General features: G+C 69.1%; 12 protein-coding genes and 1 pseudogene. 2 read left to right on the top strand and 11 right to left on the bottom strand.

What is annotated here, in order from left to right; genetic code table 11:
* Positions 1-10: 10 nt before the first annotated feature.
* The 7 genes from AC6LJ5_RS15395 to AC6LJ5_RS15365 all read right to left on the bottom strand — a co-directional run bounded on the left by AC6LJ5_RS15395 (position 11) and on the right by AC6LJ5_RS15365 (position 6,682).
* Complete coding sequence (locus AC6LJ5_RS15395) at positions 11-1,351, bottom strand: MFS transporter (RefSeq protein ID WP_498140923.1); 1,341 nt, start codon at positions 1,349-1,351, stop codon at positions 11-13.
* A gap of 92 nt (positions 1,352-1,443) precedes the next feature.
* The gene (gene maiA, locus AC6LJ5_RS15390) at positions 1,444-2,127 is read right to left on the bottom strand and encodes a maleylacetoacetate isomerase (RefSeq protein ID WP_498140922.1); all 684 of its coding nucleotides are present in this window, start codon (positions 2,125-2,127) and stop codon (positions 1,444-1,446) included.
* A gap of 12 nt (positions 2,128-2,139) precedes the next feature.
* Entirely contained in the window at positions 2,140-3,165 is a 1,026-nt protein-coding gene (locus AC6LJ5_RS15385; RefSeq protein ID WP_498140921.1) for a fumarylacetoacetate hydrolase family protein, read from the bottom strand.
* A gap of 37 nt (positions 3,166-3,202) precedes the next feature.
* A complete protein-coding gene (locus AC6LJ5_RS15380) occupies positions 3,203-4,162 on the bottom strand; it encodes an MBL fold metallo-hydrolase (RefSeq protein ID WP_103275375.1) in 960 nt (319 codons plus the stop codon).
* A 31-nt stretch (positions 4,163-4,193) separates the two neighbouring features.
* Positions 4,194-4,778, bottom strand: coding sequence for a VOC family protein (locus AC6LJ5_RS15375; protein WP_498140920.1), 585 nt, complete (start codon positions 4,776-4,778; stop codon positions 4,194-4,196).
* 16 nt (positions 4,779-4,794) lie between these two features.
* Positions 4,795-5,001, bottom strand: coding sequence for a DUF2783 domain-containing protein (locus AC6LJ5_RS15370; protein WP_498140919.1), 207 nt, complete (start codon positions 4,999-5,001; stop codon positions 4,795-4,797).
* Positions 4,976-6,682, bottom strand: a complete 1,707-nt coding sequence (locus AC6LJ5_RS15365; protein ID WP_498140918.1) for an FAD-dependent oxidoreductase — start codon at positions 6,680-6,682, stop codon at positions 4,976-4,978. The genes AC6LJ5_RS15370 and AC6LJ5_RS15365 overlap by 26 nt, the downstream gene beginning before the upstream one ends.
* 154 nt (positions 6,683-6,836) lie before the next feature.
* On the opposite strand from AC6LJ5_RS15365, the gene AC6LJ5_RS15360 reads away from it, so the two are divergent.
* Positions 6,837-7,640 (top strand): helix-turn-helix transcriptional regulator, encoded by an 804-nt coding sequence (locus tag AC6LJ5_RS15360; protein ID WP_498140917.1) that lies wholly within the window; start codon positions 6,837-6,839, stop codon positions 7,638-7,640.
* A 40-nt stretch (positions 7,641-7,680) separates the two neighbouring features.
* Here the strand turns inward: AC6LJ5_RS15360 and AC6LJ5_RS15355 are convergent, their stop codons facing one another.
* A complete protein-coding gene (locus tag AC6LJ5_RS15355; RefSeq protein ID WP_103275370.1) occupies positions 7,681-9,312 on the bottom strand; it encodes a BCCT family transporter in 1,632 nt (543 codons plus the stop codon).
* Between the two features lie 330 nt (positions 9,313-9,642).
* Between AC6LJ5_RS15355 and fdhA the strand changes: the two genes are divergently transcribed.
* Complete coding sequence (gene fdhA, locus AC6LJ5_RS15350) at positions 9,643-10,842, top strand: formaldehyde dehydrogenase, glutathione-independent (protein ID WP_392413020.1); 1,200 nt, start codon at positions 9,643-9,645, stop codon at positions 10,840-10,842.
* A 26-nt stretch (positions 10,843-10,868) separates the two neighbouring features.
* On the opposite strand, the pseudogene AC6LJ5_RS15345 reads toward fdhA, so the two are convergent.
* From AC6LJ5_RS15345 to AC6LJ5_RS15335, 3 genes and pseudogenes are all read right to left on the bottom strand, one after another.
* Positions 10,869-11,876: pseudogene (locus AC6LJ5_RS15345) on the bottom strand (GlxA family transcriptional regulator); the annotation flags it as partial.
* A gap of 251 nt (positions 11,877-12,127) precedes the next feature.
* Positions 12,128-13,267: an FAD-binding oxidoreductase gene (locus AC6LJ5_RS15340; protein ID WP_498140916.1), complete on the bottom strand. Its 1,140-nt coding sequence runs from the start codon at positions 13,265-13,267 to the stop codon at positions 12,128-12,130.
* A gap of 9 nt (positions 13,268-13,276) precedes the next feature.
* A complete protein-coding gene (locus AC6LJ5_RS15335) occupies positions 13,277-14,554 on the bottom strand; it encodes an aromatic ring-hydroxylating oxygenase subunit alpha (RefSeq protein ID WP_498140915.1) in 1,278 nt (425 codons plus the stop codon).
* Positions 14,555-14,557: the final 3 nt, after the last annotated feature.

The raw sequence follows: 14,557 nt of genomic DNA, 5'->3' as shown, positions 1-14,557 counted from the left end.
GGTGGCAAGGTCATTCTGCGTGCAGCGTGGCGCCGGCCCGTTCGCGGACCAGGCTGACGGCGACCAGGGACACCAGGGCCATGGCGATGACGTACACGCCCACCATCCAGGACTTGCCGGTGGCCGAGATGATCCATTGCGCGATCATGGCCGCGAAGGCGCCGCCCAGGATGGAGCCGAGCGCATAGCCGACCGAGATGCCCGAGTAGCGCACGCCGGCGGGGAACATCTCGGCGTACAGCGCGGCCTGCGGGCCGTAGGTCAGGCCCAGCGGCAGCGCCAGGATCACCAGCGCGGCCGTGAATTGCCCGATGTCGGCGGCGTCGATGAAGCCCCACATCGGCACGGCCCACAGCGCCAGCAGCACATAGCCGATCTGGAACGTGCGCACCCGGCCGATGCGGTCGCCCAGCCAGCCGCCGAGCAGGGTCGTGGCCAGCCAGACGGCGGCGGCCAGCGTGCAGGCCATCAGCACCTGTTGGGCCGGCATCTTCAGCGCGCGGCTGCCGTAGCTGATGAAGAAGCCCACCAGCAGATAGCCGGCGGCGCTGTTGCCCACGAAGATCAGCGCGGTCAGCAATACCTCGCGCGGATGCCTGCGCAGCAGCTGGCCCAGCGGCGCGGCGCTGGCGCGCTTGCGCGCCTGCATCTCCAGGAATACCGGCGACTCCTCGACCGCGCGGCGGATGAAGGTGCCAACCACGATCAGCAGCACAGACAGCAGGAAGGGCACGCGCCAGCCCCAGTCCATGAAGCGTTCCATGCCGATGGCGGTGGTGAGGCACCAGAGCACGCCGGTGGCGACGATCATGCCCATGGGCACGCCGATCTGCGGAAAGGCGCCGAACAGCGAGCGGCGGTGCGCCGGCGCGTGTTCCACCGCCATCAGGGCCGCGCCGCCCCATTCGCCGCCGGCCGAGAAGCCCTGCAGCACGCGCAGTCCGACCAGCAGCACCGGCGCCCAGACGCCCAGCACGGCATAGGACGGCAGCAGGCCGATCAGCGCGGTGGCCGAGCCCATCAGGATGAGCGTGGCGGCCAGCACGCGCTTGCGGCCGTAGCGGTCACCCAGGTGTCCGCAGATGATGGCGCCGAGCGGCCGGAACAGGAAGGCCACGCCCACCGTGGCGAAGGACAGGATCAGCGCCCATTCCGGATTGTTCTGGGTGAAGGGGGCGAAGAACAGCGCGCCCAGCACCAGCCCGGCGGCCTGCGAATAGATGAAGTAGTCGTACCACTCGATGGTCGAGCCGACCAGCGTGGCGGCCAGCACCTTGCGGTCGTCGGCGCTGATCAGCGGGCGGCCGGCGGGCGCGACGGCGGCGCCGGGCGCGGAAATCTCGGTTTGCATGGTTTGTCTCCTGGGTGGCGGCGGCGCCGCTGATCTTGGGAGGGCCGCGCGGGGCGCGGCCCTCCTGGGGGACTGCGATGGGACTGCGCGGTTCAGGCGGGATTCGCGGCCGGCGCGGGCTGCGGCGCGTCGGGCTGGTGCTCGGGGCTGGCGGCCTGGAAGGCTGGCAGGGCGGCGCAGGCCCGCGCGATGGCGTCGATCCGTCCATACGGCGCCAGGTCCGCGCCGTAGCGTCTGGCGTTGTAGACCTGCGGCATCAGGAAGCACTCGACGATGCCGGGCGCGTCGCCCAGCGCGTAGGGCGAGCCGTCGTCGTCGCCCAGCGCGGCCTCGAAGGCGGAAAAGGCCTCGTGGCACCAATGGCGATACCACTCGCCGACCTGCTCGTCGTCGGCGCCGAACTGCGTGCGCAGCCGCTTGAGCGCGCGCAGGTTGTTCAGCGGATGGACCTCGCAGGCGATCAGCTGCGCCAGCGCGCGGGCGCGCGCCCGGGCCGCGCGGCCTGGCGGCAGCAGCGTGGGTTCGGGGTTGCGTTCCTCCAGGTACTCGATGATGGCCAGCGACTGCTGCAGGCGCAGGCCGTCAATGTCCAGCATCGGCACCAGGCCGAACGGCGCCAGGCGCCGGTAGGCCGGCTGCAGGTGCTCGCCCTGCGCCATCTGCCAGGTGACGCTGCGGTACGGCTGGCCCTTCAGGGCCAGCGCGATGCGCACGCGGTAGGCGGCCGAGCTGCGCCAGTAGCTGTGCAGCACGGGGATCGAAGCGGATTCGGCCATCGCGCGCTCCGTTCAGGCTGCGGCGGTTTCAAGTGCGGCCGTGGCCGGCAACGGCCGCGTGGCGGGAATTTCCACCACCTGGTCGATATCGCCGAACAGGCTCGCGCCGGCATCGTCGCGCATGCCGATCCGCACGCGGTCGCCATGCTTGAGGAATGGCGTGCGCATTTCGCCATCGCGCAGCTTCTCGCGCACGCGCGCTTCCACCAGGCAGCAGACGCCGGCCGCGTCGCTGGCGTTGGAGATCGTGCCGCTGCCCAGCAGCGTGCCGGCGCCCAGGCGGCGCGTGCGCGCCGCATGCGCGATCAGCTCGCCGAAGTGGAACTGCATTTCCTCGCCGGCCTGGGGCTGGCCGATGAGCCTGTCGTTCAGCCAGACCTGCATGGGCCGGTGCAGCTTGCCGCCGCGCCAGTACGGTTGCAGCTCGTCGGGCGTGACCAGCACTGGCGACAGCGCCGAGGCCGGCTTGCCTTGCAGGAAGCCGAAGCCCTTTGCCAGCTCGGGCAGCACCACGTTGCGCAGCGTGACATCGTTGACCAGGCCCAGCAGCACGATGTGTCGCAGCGCGTCGTCGGCGTTCACGCCCAGGGGCACGTCGTTGGTGATCACGACGATCTCGGCTTCCAGGTCCACGCCCAGGTCCTCGCTGGCGGCGGTGATGGGATCCCGCGGCCCCATGAAGTCGTCCGACGCGCCCTGGTACATGAGCGGATCGGTCAGGAAGGATGGCGGCATTTCGCCGCCGCGCGCGCGTCGGGTCAGGTCGACGTGGTTCAGGTAGGCCGACGCGTCCAGCCACTGATAGGCGCGTGGCAGCGGCGCGGCGCAATGCGCCGGATCGAAGGGTTCGCCGGCGCGGCGGCCGTCGTTCAGGGCCTGGTATTCGGCTTGCAGGCGTGGCGCGATCCGAGTCCAGTCGTCGAGCGCCTGCTGCAAGGTGGCGGCGATGGCGGGCACGGCGAGGTGGCGAGACAGATCGCGGCTGACGACGACCAGTTGGCCGTCGCGCGCGCCGTTCTTCAAGGTGGCGAGTTTCATGGGTTCAATCTCCTGCGGAGTTCGTCGGGGCGGCGCTTCAGCTGTTCAGCTCGGCCCACATGTCGCGGTCGCGCTCGGCGGTCCAGACGCGCGGGTCGACGATGCCGCTGGCTTCGTCGTAGGCGCGCGAGACGTCGAAGGGAATCGCGTGTTCGTAGATGACGACATGGCCGAATTCCGGATCCATCACGCGTCGCGTGTCGGCATAGACCTGCTTGAGCGACTTGCCGCTGGCCACGCCCTCGCGCGCGCAGCCGTACAGCGTCTGCACCCAGCGGCGCGTGTAGCCGATGGCTTCTCGGCAGTCCTGCGGCGTGGTCAGCGCCGGGCCTCGGCCCGGCACCATCTGCGCGGGGCGCAGCGCTTCGAGACGATCCAGCGTGGCGGGCCAGTCGGCCAGGTAGGCGTCGCCGGTGTAGACGCCGGCGTTGAACTCGACCAGGTCGCCCGCGAAACAGATGCCCTGCGACGGAATCCAGACCACGCTGTCGCCGCGCGTGTGGCCATTGCCCAGATGCATCATGCGCACCTCCAGCGAGCCCAGCCGGATCGTCAGCTCGCGTTCGAACACGAGGGTGGGCCAGGTCAGGCCGGGGATCGATTCGGACGAGCGGAACAGGCGCGGGAAACGGCCGATCTCAGAGTCCATGTCGGCCTGGCCGCGCTCGACGATCAGCTCGTGCGTGCCACGGCTGGCGATGACGGTGGCCGCGCCTTCGGCGGCGAAGGCGGACGCGCCCAGCACGCGCACCGCGTGGTAGTGCGTCAGGGCGACATGGCGGATAGGCTTGTCGGTGACGCCGCGAATCGCGCGGATCAGGTCCTGCGCCATGGCCGGCGTGGCCGTGGCGTCGACCACCATCACGCTGTCGTCGCCGATGATGACGCCCGAATTCGGATCGCCGTCGGCGACGTAGGCATAGGCGTTGTCCGACAGGCGCTCGAACGAGATTTTCTTTTCCGCCAGGTCGGCCTGGGACGCGAAAGGCTTGCTCATGGGATTTCCTTGTGAAGAACGAAACAGGGGGTCAGCCGGCCTGGCGCGCCTGGCTGCTGGTGCCGCTCTGGCCGGGCCGCAGGCCGGCGGCCTTGTCGCGGGTCCAGGCGGCCAGCTCGTCGTGCGCGGCGCGGCGCTTGTCGGCGACGTAGTCGTGCATGGGCAGGCGCACGGTGATTTCCAGGCGCAGGCCGTTGGGATCGAAGAAGTAGATGGAGCGGATGAAGTGGTGGTCGGTCGGCCCGACGGTCTCGATGCCGTGCCCGGTCAACCGTTGGCGCATGGCTTCCAGCGCGGCCTCGTCCTCGACTTCCATGGCGAAGTGATTGACCCAGCGCGGCGTGGCGGGATCCGGGACGCTGACGCCGTTGTCGCCCAGGTCGAAGAAGGCGATGTGCGAGTGGTCGGCGAATTCGAAGAACAGATGCACGAAGGGGCAGTATTCGCCGGTCGACGGCACGCGCTCTTCCTTGACCACGTGCACCAGCGGCAGGCCGAGGATGTCTTCGTAGAAGTGGCGCGTTTCCTCCGCGTCTCGGCAGCGCCAGGCGAAGTGATGCAGTCCGCGCAGGGCAGCGCCGGACTCGGCGTCGCGGGGCAGGTCGGATTGGGTCATGCGGGGTCTCCGGGAATCAGGGAATGGACAGGCAGGACGGGTCCGCGTGCGCCGCCATCATTTCGTCGACGGCGGCCTGGGCGCGGTCGCCGTCGCCCAGCGCTTCGATCAGCAGCAGCACCAGCTGCGCCAGGCGGTCGCGCTGGACCGAGGGATCGGGCGCGCTGGTGAGCGCGATCAGGCGTTCGAGCAGATCGTCAAGCTGTGGCTGCGACATGGGCATGGGCGTGGGTTCCGGCATTCGATGGGGAGTACGCGTCCGAGGACGCGCGGTAGGCGCAGGGGTAGAGCGCGGCGGCGATCCAGTCCGGCAGGGCGGCGCCAGCCTGGCCCGAGGCGGCGGCATCGACGGCGGCCATCACATGCTGGTCCGGTCGGATCAGCCAGACTTCGCCGTTCATCTCCACGCCCAGCTGGCGCCGCAGCGCCTCGCGGCCCTCGGCATCGCAATGGGCGCCGACCGTCACGCGACGCAGCAGGGCGTCGTCGGCGGCCGGCTCCGGGATGTCCGGTACGGGGTCGCCGAAGACCAGGGCGGTGAACCAGGGGCCGAGCAGCTGGTGCAGTGAGCGCTGCGCGCGCCGGTCCAGCACCACGTTGGGCAGCGCGCGTCCCGCATGCGGGCTGGCGGGATGCGCCAGCGGCGACGGCGGATAGATGGCCGGCATGCAGAGCCGGCCGGTATTGATCATGCGCGCGGGCACGTCGTGGCGCGGGGCCAGCGCGATGATGGCGTCGCGCCACATGCGCGCCGATTCGGCCGGGCCGGGATGCACGAAGCGCGACGAGCGCCGCGCCTGGCGGATGTTCTCCAGCGCCGCGTGCTTGCGCTCGGCGCTGTAGCTGTCGAGCAGCGTGTCGCTGGCGCGTCCCTGCAGCACCAGCGCCAGTTTCCAGCCCAGGTTGTCGGCGTCCTGGATGCCGCCGTTGCCGCCGCGCGCGCCGAACGGCGCCACCAGGTGCGCCGAGTCGCCGGCGAACAGCACGCGGCCATGACGCAGGCCGGGCAGGCATTCGTGGCGATAGGCCCAGACGCCGTGCCAGGCGATATCGAAATCGACCTGTTCGCCCAGCAGGTCCCAGACGCGCTGGCGCATGGCCTGCGGCGTGCAGGCGGCCTGCGCGTCCTCGTCGGGGCGAAGCTGGAAGTCCAGCCGCCAGGTGTCGTCGGCCATCTTGTGGCGCCAGACGGCCCGGCCGTGGTTGCTGCCGGCGTCCAGCCAGGTCCAGCGCTCTTCCGGCCAGGACGTACCGCGCAGCACCACGTCGATGATGATCCAGCGGTCTTCGTTGCGGTCGTACACCTCGGGCCGCAGGCCCAGCGCCTGGCGCAGCGGGCTGTTGGCGCCGTCGCAGGCGATCACCCATTCGGCCTGCGTGCGGTAGTCGCCCTCGGGCGTGTGCACGCGCAGCGTGACCGGACCGCCGTCGGCGGGCGAGTCGATCGCGTCGACGCGGTTGAGCCAGCGCAGCTCGGCCAGCGGCTCACGTTGCAGCGCCTCGACCAGGAAGGCTTCCAGATAGTATTGCTGCAGGTTCACGAAGCCGTTGTGGCGCATGTCGGGCTGCGCCTGCAACGTGAACGAGGCGACTGCCGCATCGCGGCACAGCACGCGCCCGACGTTCCAGCGCACCCCCTTGGCGACGATGGCGTCGGCCACGTCCAGGCGGTCGAAGATGTCCAGCGTGCGCTGCGCCCAGACCATGCCGCGCGAGGCCAGGCCGCGCACGCCCACGGTGTTGTCGTCGTCCAGCAGGGTCACGCGCTGGCCCCGGCGGACCAGGTCCAGCGCCATCGTCAGGCCGCTCAGGCCGCCGCCCACGACGATGACCGGGTGCGGCGCGGACCGGGCTCGGTCCAGCTCGTCGGGCCTGACGAATGGGTAGGTGGGAAGCTCCATCATGGCTTGACCTTGTGCTCCAGTGATCTATAGTTCTCGGCGTCAGGGCACCAATGTAGAAGTGCCGCCGACGGGCGTCATGTCCTCACGCAAGAGGACAATGCGCGGCCCGCCGATCCCCGTAGAATCGATCGCCAAGACTGGGGGAGCCAGAACCATGAGAGAGACAAGCCATCAAGCGTTCGCGCGCGCGGACGGCGGGCAGTGGGCAGTTCCCGTGATCACCGGCCTGGGCGGCCCGGCCTTTCATGCCACCTTGCTGGCGGGTCTGCGCGATCTGGTGGGCGCCGACCACGTCACCGACCTGAGCTACGACCGGGCCGGCGGACTGGGCCAGTGTTCGGCCGCCAGCCTGCTGAATCAGTCCATGATCGAATGGACGACCAACCTCTATGTCAATGGCAGCTTCTATCGCCGTGACCCCAATTACCAGATGCTCTGCGGCATGGCGGGACAGCGGCGCCGTTCGGAAGACCTGATCGTCGAGACGCTCTGTCCCGAGGGTATTCCCGATGCCGAATACCGGCGCCTGCTGTTCGAGCGGCCGGGCTTCGCCAGCAAGATCTCGGTCATCGGCGCGCGCGACGATGGCGTCTGCTACATCAACCTGTATTTCTCGCGACGGCACGGCGCCGGCGTGGAGGATCTGCTGCGCGGCTGCGCGCCGCTGCTGATCGCGCTGAGCCGGCGTCATCGCGAACTGCGCTGCCCGGCCGAACCGGCATGCGCCGGGGCCGAGAGCTGGGCTTCGGGGTTTTCACTGAGAGAGATCCAGGTGGCCGGCCTGTTGCGGCGCGGCCATACCGCCAAGCAGGTGGGGCGCGAGCTGGGCCTGTCGCCAGCCACCGTGGTGACCTACAAGAACCGCATCTTCAAGAAATGCCAGGTCGCCAGCCTGAAGGAATTCCTGCTGAAGACGCCGTCGCCAGCGGCACAGGAACGGATCGGCCTTTCCTGTTGAGCCGCGATGGGCGGCCCGGCGCGCCGGGCCGCTGGCGGCCTCAACGCGGCGACGGGGAAACCGCCCGGCGTTCGGCGCGATGGCACCAGCGCAGCACGCGCCAGGTCGACAGCATCATCAGGAGCAGCACGAACAGGAATGGAAAGCCCGTGGCCACCGAGGCGGCCTGCAGGGAATTGAGTCCGCCGCCCAGCAGCAGGATAAGCGCGACCACGCCCTGGGCCACGGCCCAGAAGATGCGCTGGATGATGGGCGCGTCAACCTTGCCGCCGGCGGTGATGCCGTCGATGACCAGCGAACCGGAATCCGACGAGGTGACGAAGAAGATCACCACCAGCACGATCGCGACCAGCGAGGTCAGGCCGGCCCAGGGCAGCTGGCGCAGCATCATGAAGAGCGACAGCTCGGGCTGGTTGGCCAGCACCATTTCCTGCACGCCCGTATAGCCCTGCGCCACCAGCTGGTGCAGCGCGGTGCCGCCGAAGGTGGTCATCCAGAAAATGGAGACCAGCGTCGGCGCGATCAGCACACAGACCAGGAACTGGCGCACGCTGCGGCCCTTGGAAATGCGGGCGATGAACATGCCGACGAAGGGCGACCAGGAGATCCACCAGGCCCAGTAGAACGAGGTCCAGCCCTGCAGGAATGCGTTGTCGTCGCGGCCGAAGGGCTGCGACAGTTGCGGCAGGTATCGCAGGTAGGCGGCGGTGTTGTCGAGCAGGCCTTGCAGGATGTCGGCGGTCGGGCCCACGGCGATGATCAGCAGCATCAGCAGCAGGGCCAGCGCCACGTTCAGCTCGGACAGGCGCTTGACGCCCGCCTCGATGCCGGCCACGACCGAGCCCAGCGCGATCGCCGAGATCACGATCACCAGGATGATCTTGTTCTGCGCGTTGATCTCGATGCCGTACAGGTGATGCAGGCCGGCCAGCGCCTGCTGCGCGCCCAGGCCCAGCGAAGTCGCCAGGCCGAACAGCACGGCGAACACGGCCAGTATGTCGATGGCGTTGCCCAGCGCGCCGCGCGCGTGCCGCAGTCCGAGGATGGGATAGAGCACCGACCGGATGGACAGCGGCAGGCGCAGGTTGTAGGTGATCAGCGCCAGCGACAGGCCGACGACCGCGTAGATCGCCCAGGGATGCAGGCCCCAGTGGAACACCGTGGCGGCCATGGCCAGCTCCCGCGCGGGCGCGACGGCCGGGGCAACCAGCTGGCCTTGCGCGTCCAGCGGCGGCGCCAGGCCCAGCGGCGGATTGTTGAAATGATGCATGGGCTCCATCACGCCGAAGAAGACCAGTCCGATTCCCATGCCGGTGGCAAACAGCATCGAGGTCCAGCCGACGAAGGAATATTCGGGCTTGGCATCCTGGCCGCCGATCACGACGCTGCCCATGGGCGAGAAGATCAGGAACAGGCTGAACAGCACGAAGAGATTGGCCGCGCCCATGAAGAGCCAGTCGAAGGTCGAGGTCAGCCAGCCTCTGATGCCGTTGAGCGCGGCCTCGGTGGGGCCGGCCTGCAGCAGGGCGAAGATCACGAAGGCGGCGATCACGGCCACCGAGATGGGAAAGACGGGGTGATGGATGTCGAGGATGCCGAAGCGGATGTTGTCCTGGCCCGCCTGCGCGCTGCCCTGCAGGCGGTCCAGGAACCGATGGTGGGGATGGGTCATGACTCCGGCGCGCGCTAGGGCGCGTGCCGCCTCCTGTGTGTTTTATGGTTGTGCCGCGCCTGGATGCGGGCTTGTGGCGCACTTGTCTGCCTTGCGTGCGACGGGCCCGCAGTCATTCTTCTCCCAAGCGCTGCGCGGCTCTTTTCCGGGCCGGACGCGAAACTGCCTATTCCCGACATGGCGCGCGCCGCGCGTCGGGCGGGTTGCGGTCGCAAACCGTCTGGTTCCTGTCGCCTGGAGACAAGCGCGCCCGCGCCGGCGGCGTCACCATCGCGTAGGCGCGGCCGCCCGGCCGGCACGACGCCGGCGCGGCCGGCCAGGAGACGAGCGATGGCAGAGAACAGAGGCGTGGTTTACATGGGGCAGGGACGCGTGGAGGTCCAGCCGCTCCGCTTCCCCGAGCTGGCGGATCCCCGGGGCCGCAGGATCGGGCATGGCGCCATCCTGAAAGTGGTCGCCACCAACATCTGCGGTTCCGATCAGCACATGGTGCGCGGCCGCACCACGGCGCCTGCGGGCATGGTGCTGGGGCACGAGATTACCGGCGAGGTCATCGAGATCGGCCCCGACGTGGAGACGCTGCGGGTCGGTGATCTGGTGTCCGTGCCGTTCAACGTGGCCTGCGGCCGTTGCCGCTGCTGCAAGGAACAGGACACGGGCGTGTGCCTGAACGTGAATCCGGACCGGCCCGGCGGCGCGTATGGCTATGTGGACATGGGCGGCTGGATCGGCGGACAGGCCCGCTACGTGATGGTGCCCTACGCCGATTTCAACCTGCTTCGCTTTCCCGACGCGGCGCAGGCCATGGAGAAGATCCGCGACCTGACCTGCCTGTCGGACATCCTGCCCACCGGCTACCACGGCGCGGTGTCGGCGGGCGTGGGGCCGGGCAGTACGGTCTACGTGGCCGGCGCGGGACCCGTGGGGCTGGCGGCCGCGGCCTCGGCGCGGCTGCTGGGCGCGGCCGTCGTCATCGTGGGCGACGTGAACGCGGCGCGGCTGGCGCATGCGCGCGCGTCCGGTTTCCAGACCGTGGACCTGACGCTGGACGCGCCCCTGCCCGAGCAGGTCGCGGCGATCCTGGGCGCGCCGGAGGTGGATTGCGCGGTCGACGCGGTGGGCTTCGAGGCGCGCGGCCACGGCGGGGAGGGCTCGCGGGCCGAGGCGCCGGCGGCGGTGCTCAACGCGCTCATGGAGGTGACGCGGGTGGCGGGCCGCATCGGCATTCCCGGACTCTATGTCACCGACGATCCCGGCGCCGCCGATCCGGCCGCGCGGCGCGGCAGCCTGTCGGTGCGCTTCGGACTGGGCTGGGCCAAGGCCCATAGCTTCCACACCGGTCAGACGCCGGTGACGAAGTACAACCGGGCCCTGATGCAGGCCATCCTCTGGGACCGCCTGCGGATCGCCGACGTGGTGGGCGTGACGCTGATTTCCCTGGACGATGCGCCCAGGGGGTATGCCGAGTTCGATGCCGGCGCGCCACGAAAATTCGTGATCGATCCGCACGGCGCGCTGCTGGCGGCGTGACCGCGCGGGCCCGCCGCCGGCGCGCGCCGGCGTTCGCTGTTCGGCGGATGGCCGAACTGCGAACGGTATGCCTTGCTGAAATGACAGGGCGACTGGAAGCCGCAGGCCACCGTCACGCTCATCACCGACATGTCCGTCTGCAGCAGCAGCTCGCGCGCGCGGCGCAGCCGCAGCCACAGGTAATAGCGGGTGGGCGAGATGTTCAGGTATTCCTTGAACATGCGCTGCAATTGCCGCTGCGACAGCCCCACGCTCTCCGCGATCTGATCGAAGCTCAGCGGGTCTTCGATGTGCGCTTCCATGAGCTGCGCCGTGCTCAGCAGTTCGCGTCGGTTGACGCCGATGCGCGCGGCCATCGGGATGTGCTGCTTTTCGGTGGCGCTGCGGATGCGGTCCAGGATGAACTGTTCCGACACGCCGGCGGCCACCGCGTCGCCGTAGCGCCGCGCCATGAGATCCAGCATCAGGTAGAGCGGCGCGGTGCCGCCCGAACAGGTGATGCGGTCGCGGTCGGTCACGAACAGGTCTTCGGTGAATGTCACGGCCGAGAATTCCTCGCGCAGCGAGGACAGGTTTTCCCAATGCACGGCGCAGCGATAGCCATTCATCAAGCCGGCCTTGACCAGCGCGTAGCTGCCCGTACAGAGGCTGCCCAGCGTCATGCCCAGGCGCGCCAGCCGCGTCAGCGCGCGAACTAGCGCGCCGTTGACGTGGCGCCTGACCTCGATGCCGCCACAGACGAACAGGGTCTCCATGGCGGGCGTGTCGTCCAGGCTCGCGGTGGGCGTGATGGGCAGGCCGTTGCTGGCCGTGGCGGGCGCGCCGTCGGGCGTCAGCACCGACCAGCGATACAGCGGGCGCCGGCTGACATAGTTGGCCATCCGCAGCGCCTCGACGGCGTTGACGAAGGCGATCATCGAGAAGTCGGGCAGCAGCAGGAAGCCGAAATGGCTGTGCGCCGCGTCGGGCGGATCGGGCTGGACAGGCAGGGGCCGGCTGGAAACCGGGGTGTCCGGATGGGGTTGGGGATGCATGCGTATCGACCTCGTTCAAGGCCAAGCAAACATCCGGCTGGCGTCGCCTTCGCGGGCAGGCGCCGGGCCGGGCCTGTTGCCGGCGGGTAAGCGCCGGCAGTCCAGCATGACGACCGAAAGTGCTGCTGAGTATCGGCCGTTATCGCGTTTGCGTGGAGCGGTATCGCGGGTTCAGGGAAGAAATCAGGGTTGTCCTATCGAAACCGTTGATGGAAACAGCGCCTGCCTGATCTGGCTCGCGGCGCCCGCGTTTACTTCTCGATGATCAGGTCGCTCAGGGGGCGGCTGCAGCACAGCAGCACCATGCCCTGGTCGATTTCCCGTTGCCGGATGCCGCCTTGATGGCGCATGTCGACCTCTCCGGACAGCAGTCTGACCTTGCAGGTGCCGCACATGCCTTGCGTGCACGAGGACGGCAGCCGCAGGCCGGCGGCGCGCGCGGCGTCCAGCACGGTCTGGTCCGCCGCGCAGCCCAGGCTGCGCTGGCTGCGCTCGAATCGCACGGTGTAGCTGGACCCGGTGGATGTGGCGCGCGGCTCCGGGGCCGGCGCGGTCGCTTGTTCATCGAAGGAGAAGCTCTCCTCGTGATAGCGGCTCATGTTCAGGCCGGCCTGGGCCAGCATCTCGCGCGCCGCGCGCATATAGGGCGCCGGTCCGCAGGTGAACACGGTGCGCTCGAGGAAATCCGGCGCCATGAGCGCCAGCGCGGGCAGGCTCAGCCGGCCGGTCAGTCCGTGCCAGGACGGCCGGCGGCCGAGCTGCTCGCAGACGAAGTGGGCGCGGAAGCGCGACAGGTTCGAGGCCAGCAGGTCCAGTTCGCGCTCGAAGATGATGTCGTCGGGCGTGCGGGCGCTGTGGACGAAGACGATGTCGCGGTCGTCGCACAGATCGCGGTGGGTGCGCGCCATGGACATCAGCGGGGTGATGCCCGAGCCGGCGGACAGGAACAGGTAGCGCTCGGCCGGATGCAGCGCGTTGCTGAAGACGCCCGCTGGGCCGAGCGTTCGCACCGCCATGCCCGCGCTCAGGTGGTCGTGCAACCAGTTCGACACGGGGCCGCCAGGCACGCGCTTGACGGTGATGGACAAGGTGTGCGGCTGGGTCGGCGGCGACGAGATCGTGTAGCAGCGGTTCAGCCGCGTGCCGCCGATGTCCAGCTCCAGCGTCAGGAACTGACCGGGCGTGAAGGCGAAGGCGTGGCCGGCCGGCGAGCGGAAGAAGAAGCTCTTGACGTCGTGGGTTTCGGCGCGGACGTGCGTGCACAACAGCGCTTCCTCGGTTTCGCTGTTCCAGGGCGGCGGCAGGCGTCGCCAGTACTCATGCTGGTGCAGGCGCGACATGGCGCCGTCGATGGACGGCGCGGCGGCCAGGGCGGTCTGGGGGGCGCTCATGGCCGCGCGTCATTCCAGGCAGTAGGCCGTCAGCCGGCCGACATACCAGTTGCAGAATTTCTCCACCAGGCCCTCGGCATAGGGGGAGTAGGGGCCGGGCTGGTAGGCCGGGTTGCGCACGCCCTGCTGCGACATCTCGACCAGCGCGCGGTCCTGGCTGTTGGTCGCGCGCCAGACCGCTGTCAGATTCTCGATGTCGTAGTCCTCGTGTTCGCGCGCATCCTTGTGCACCAGCCAGGTGGTGCGCACCAGGGTCTTTTCGGGCGCGATCGGCAGCACCGAGAAGGTGACGATGTGGTCGCTCATGAAGTGGAACCAGGCGTTGGGCTGCGTCCAGAACGACAGCCCGCCCAGGTCGGCGCGCTGGAAATTGCCCAGCAGCTTGCGCGAGGCCACCCGGCCGTCCAGGGTTTCCGATTCGCCGGCGCGGTCCAGCGGCAGGCGTCGCACGCGGTAGCCGGTGATGCGCTCGTCCAGACAGTCGAGTTCTGATGAGGGCAGTCCGTCTGCCTGCCATTCGGATTCCAGGCGTTGCGACAGCGCGTCGAAGTCGGCCAGCTGCTGCGCGTTGGCGGCCGAGGGCTGATAGCCGAAGCCGTATTCGAACAGCGAGATGGTCAGCTCAGGGTGGTTCGCCGCGCAGTGATAGCACTCGCGGTTGTTCTCCATGGTGAGCTTCCAGTTGCCTTCCTCGATGATGTCGATCTGCGCGGCGATCTTGCAGTCGTTCAGATGGTGCGGCAACAGATAGGGTTCGACTTCGTCGCGCAGCCGGGCGAAGTCGGTCGGCGGCGTGTCCGCCAGGCAGATGAAGAGCAGGCCGGCCAGGCTTTGCACATGCACGGGCTTGAGTCCGTGCGCGCGCTTGTCGAAGCCGGCGCCCATGTGTTCGGCGTAGGCGAGCTTGCCATCCAGCGTATAGGTCCACTGGTGATAGGGGCAGACCAGATTGCCGACGGAGCCCTGCTGTTCCTGGCACAGGCGCGAGCCGCGATGACGGCAGACGTTGTGGAAGGCACGGATCTGCTGGTCGTCGTCGCGCACGATCACGACCGAATGGCGGCCGACGTCCACGGTGATGTAGTCGCCCGGTTCGGGAATGTCAGGCTCCGCCGCGACATGGATCCAGTGGCGGGCGAAGATCGCCTCCATGTCCAGGTCGAAGACCTGCTGGCTGAGGTAGAACGGCGCGTCCAGGCTGTGGCCCGGAACGCGGTTGGCGATCAGGGCGCGCAGTGCGTCGTCCACGCGCGGGCGGGATGGGGAAAGCGGGGCGATGATGTTCATGGT

Source organism: Achromobacter sp. 1011791174 (genome assembly GCF_059760925.1).
The sequence above is the reverse complement of the archived record's forward strand: the minus strand, read 5'-3'. Positions and strand labels throughout refer to the sequence as shown.

Bases quoted from the DNA above. Each gene is read 5' to 3' on its own strand.
- AC6LJ5_RS15395 (WP_498140923.1), bottom strand. From the start codon at position 1,351: ATGCAAACCGAGATTTCCGCGCCCGGCGCCGCCGTCGCGCCCGCCGGC.
- maiA (WP_498140922.1), bottom strand. From the start codon at position 2,127: ATGGCCGAATCCGCTTCGATCCCCGTGCTGCACAGCTACTGGCGCAGC.
- AC6LJ5_RS15385 (WP_498140921.1), bottom strand. From the start codon at position 3,165: ATGAAACTCGCCACCTTGAAGAACGGCGCGCGCGACGGCCAACTGGTC.
- AC6LJ5_RS15380 (WP_103275375.1), bottom strand. From the start codon at position 4,162: ATGAGCAAGCCTTTCGCGTCCCAGGCCGACCTGGCGGAAAAGAAAATC.
- AC6LJ5_RS15375 (WP_498140920.1), bottom strand. From the start codon at position 4,778: ATGACCCAATCCGACCTGCCCCGCGACGCCGAGTCCGGCGCTGCCCTG.
- AC6LJ5_RS15370 (WP_498140919.1), bottom strand. From the start codon at position 5,001: ATGCCCATGTCGCAGCCACAGCTTGACGATCTGCTCGAACGCCTGATC.
- AC6LJ5_RS15365 (WP_498140918.1), bottom strand. From the start codon at position 6,682: ATGATGGAGCTTCCCACCTACCCATTCGTCAGGCCCGACGAGCTGGAC.
- AC6LJ5_RS15360 (WP_498140917.1), top strand. From the start codon at position 6,837: ATGAGAGAGACAAGCCATCAAGCGTTCGCGCGCGCGGACGGCGGGCAG.
- AC6LJ5_RS15355 (WP_103275370.1), bottom strand. From the start codon at position 9,312: ATGACCCATCCCCACCATCGGTTCCTGGACCGCCTGCAGGGCAGCGCG.
- fdhA (WP_392413020.1), top strand. From the start codon at position 9,643: ATGGCAGAGAACAGAGGCGTGGTTTACATGGGGCAGGGACGCGTGGAG.
- AC6LJ5_RS15340 (WP_498140916.1), bottom strand. From the start codon at position 13,267: ATGAGCGCCCCCCAGACCGCCCTGGCCGCCGCGCCGTCCATCGACGGC.
- AC6LJ5_RS15335 (WP_498140915.1), bottom strand. From the start codon at position 14,554: ATGAACATCATCGCCCCGCTTTCCCCATCCCGCCCGCGCGTGGACGAC.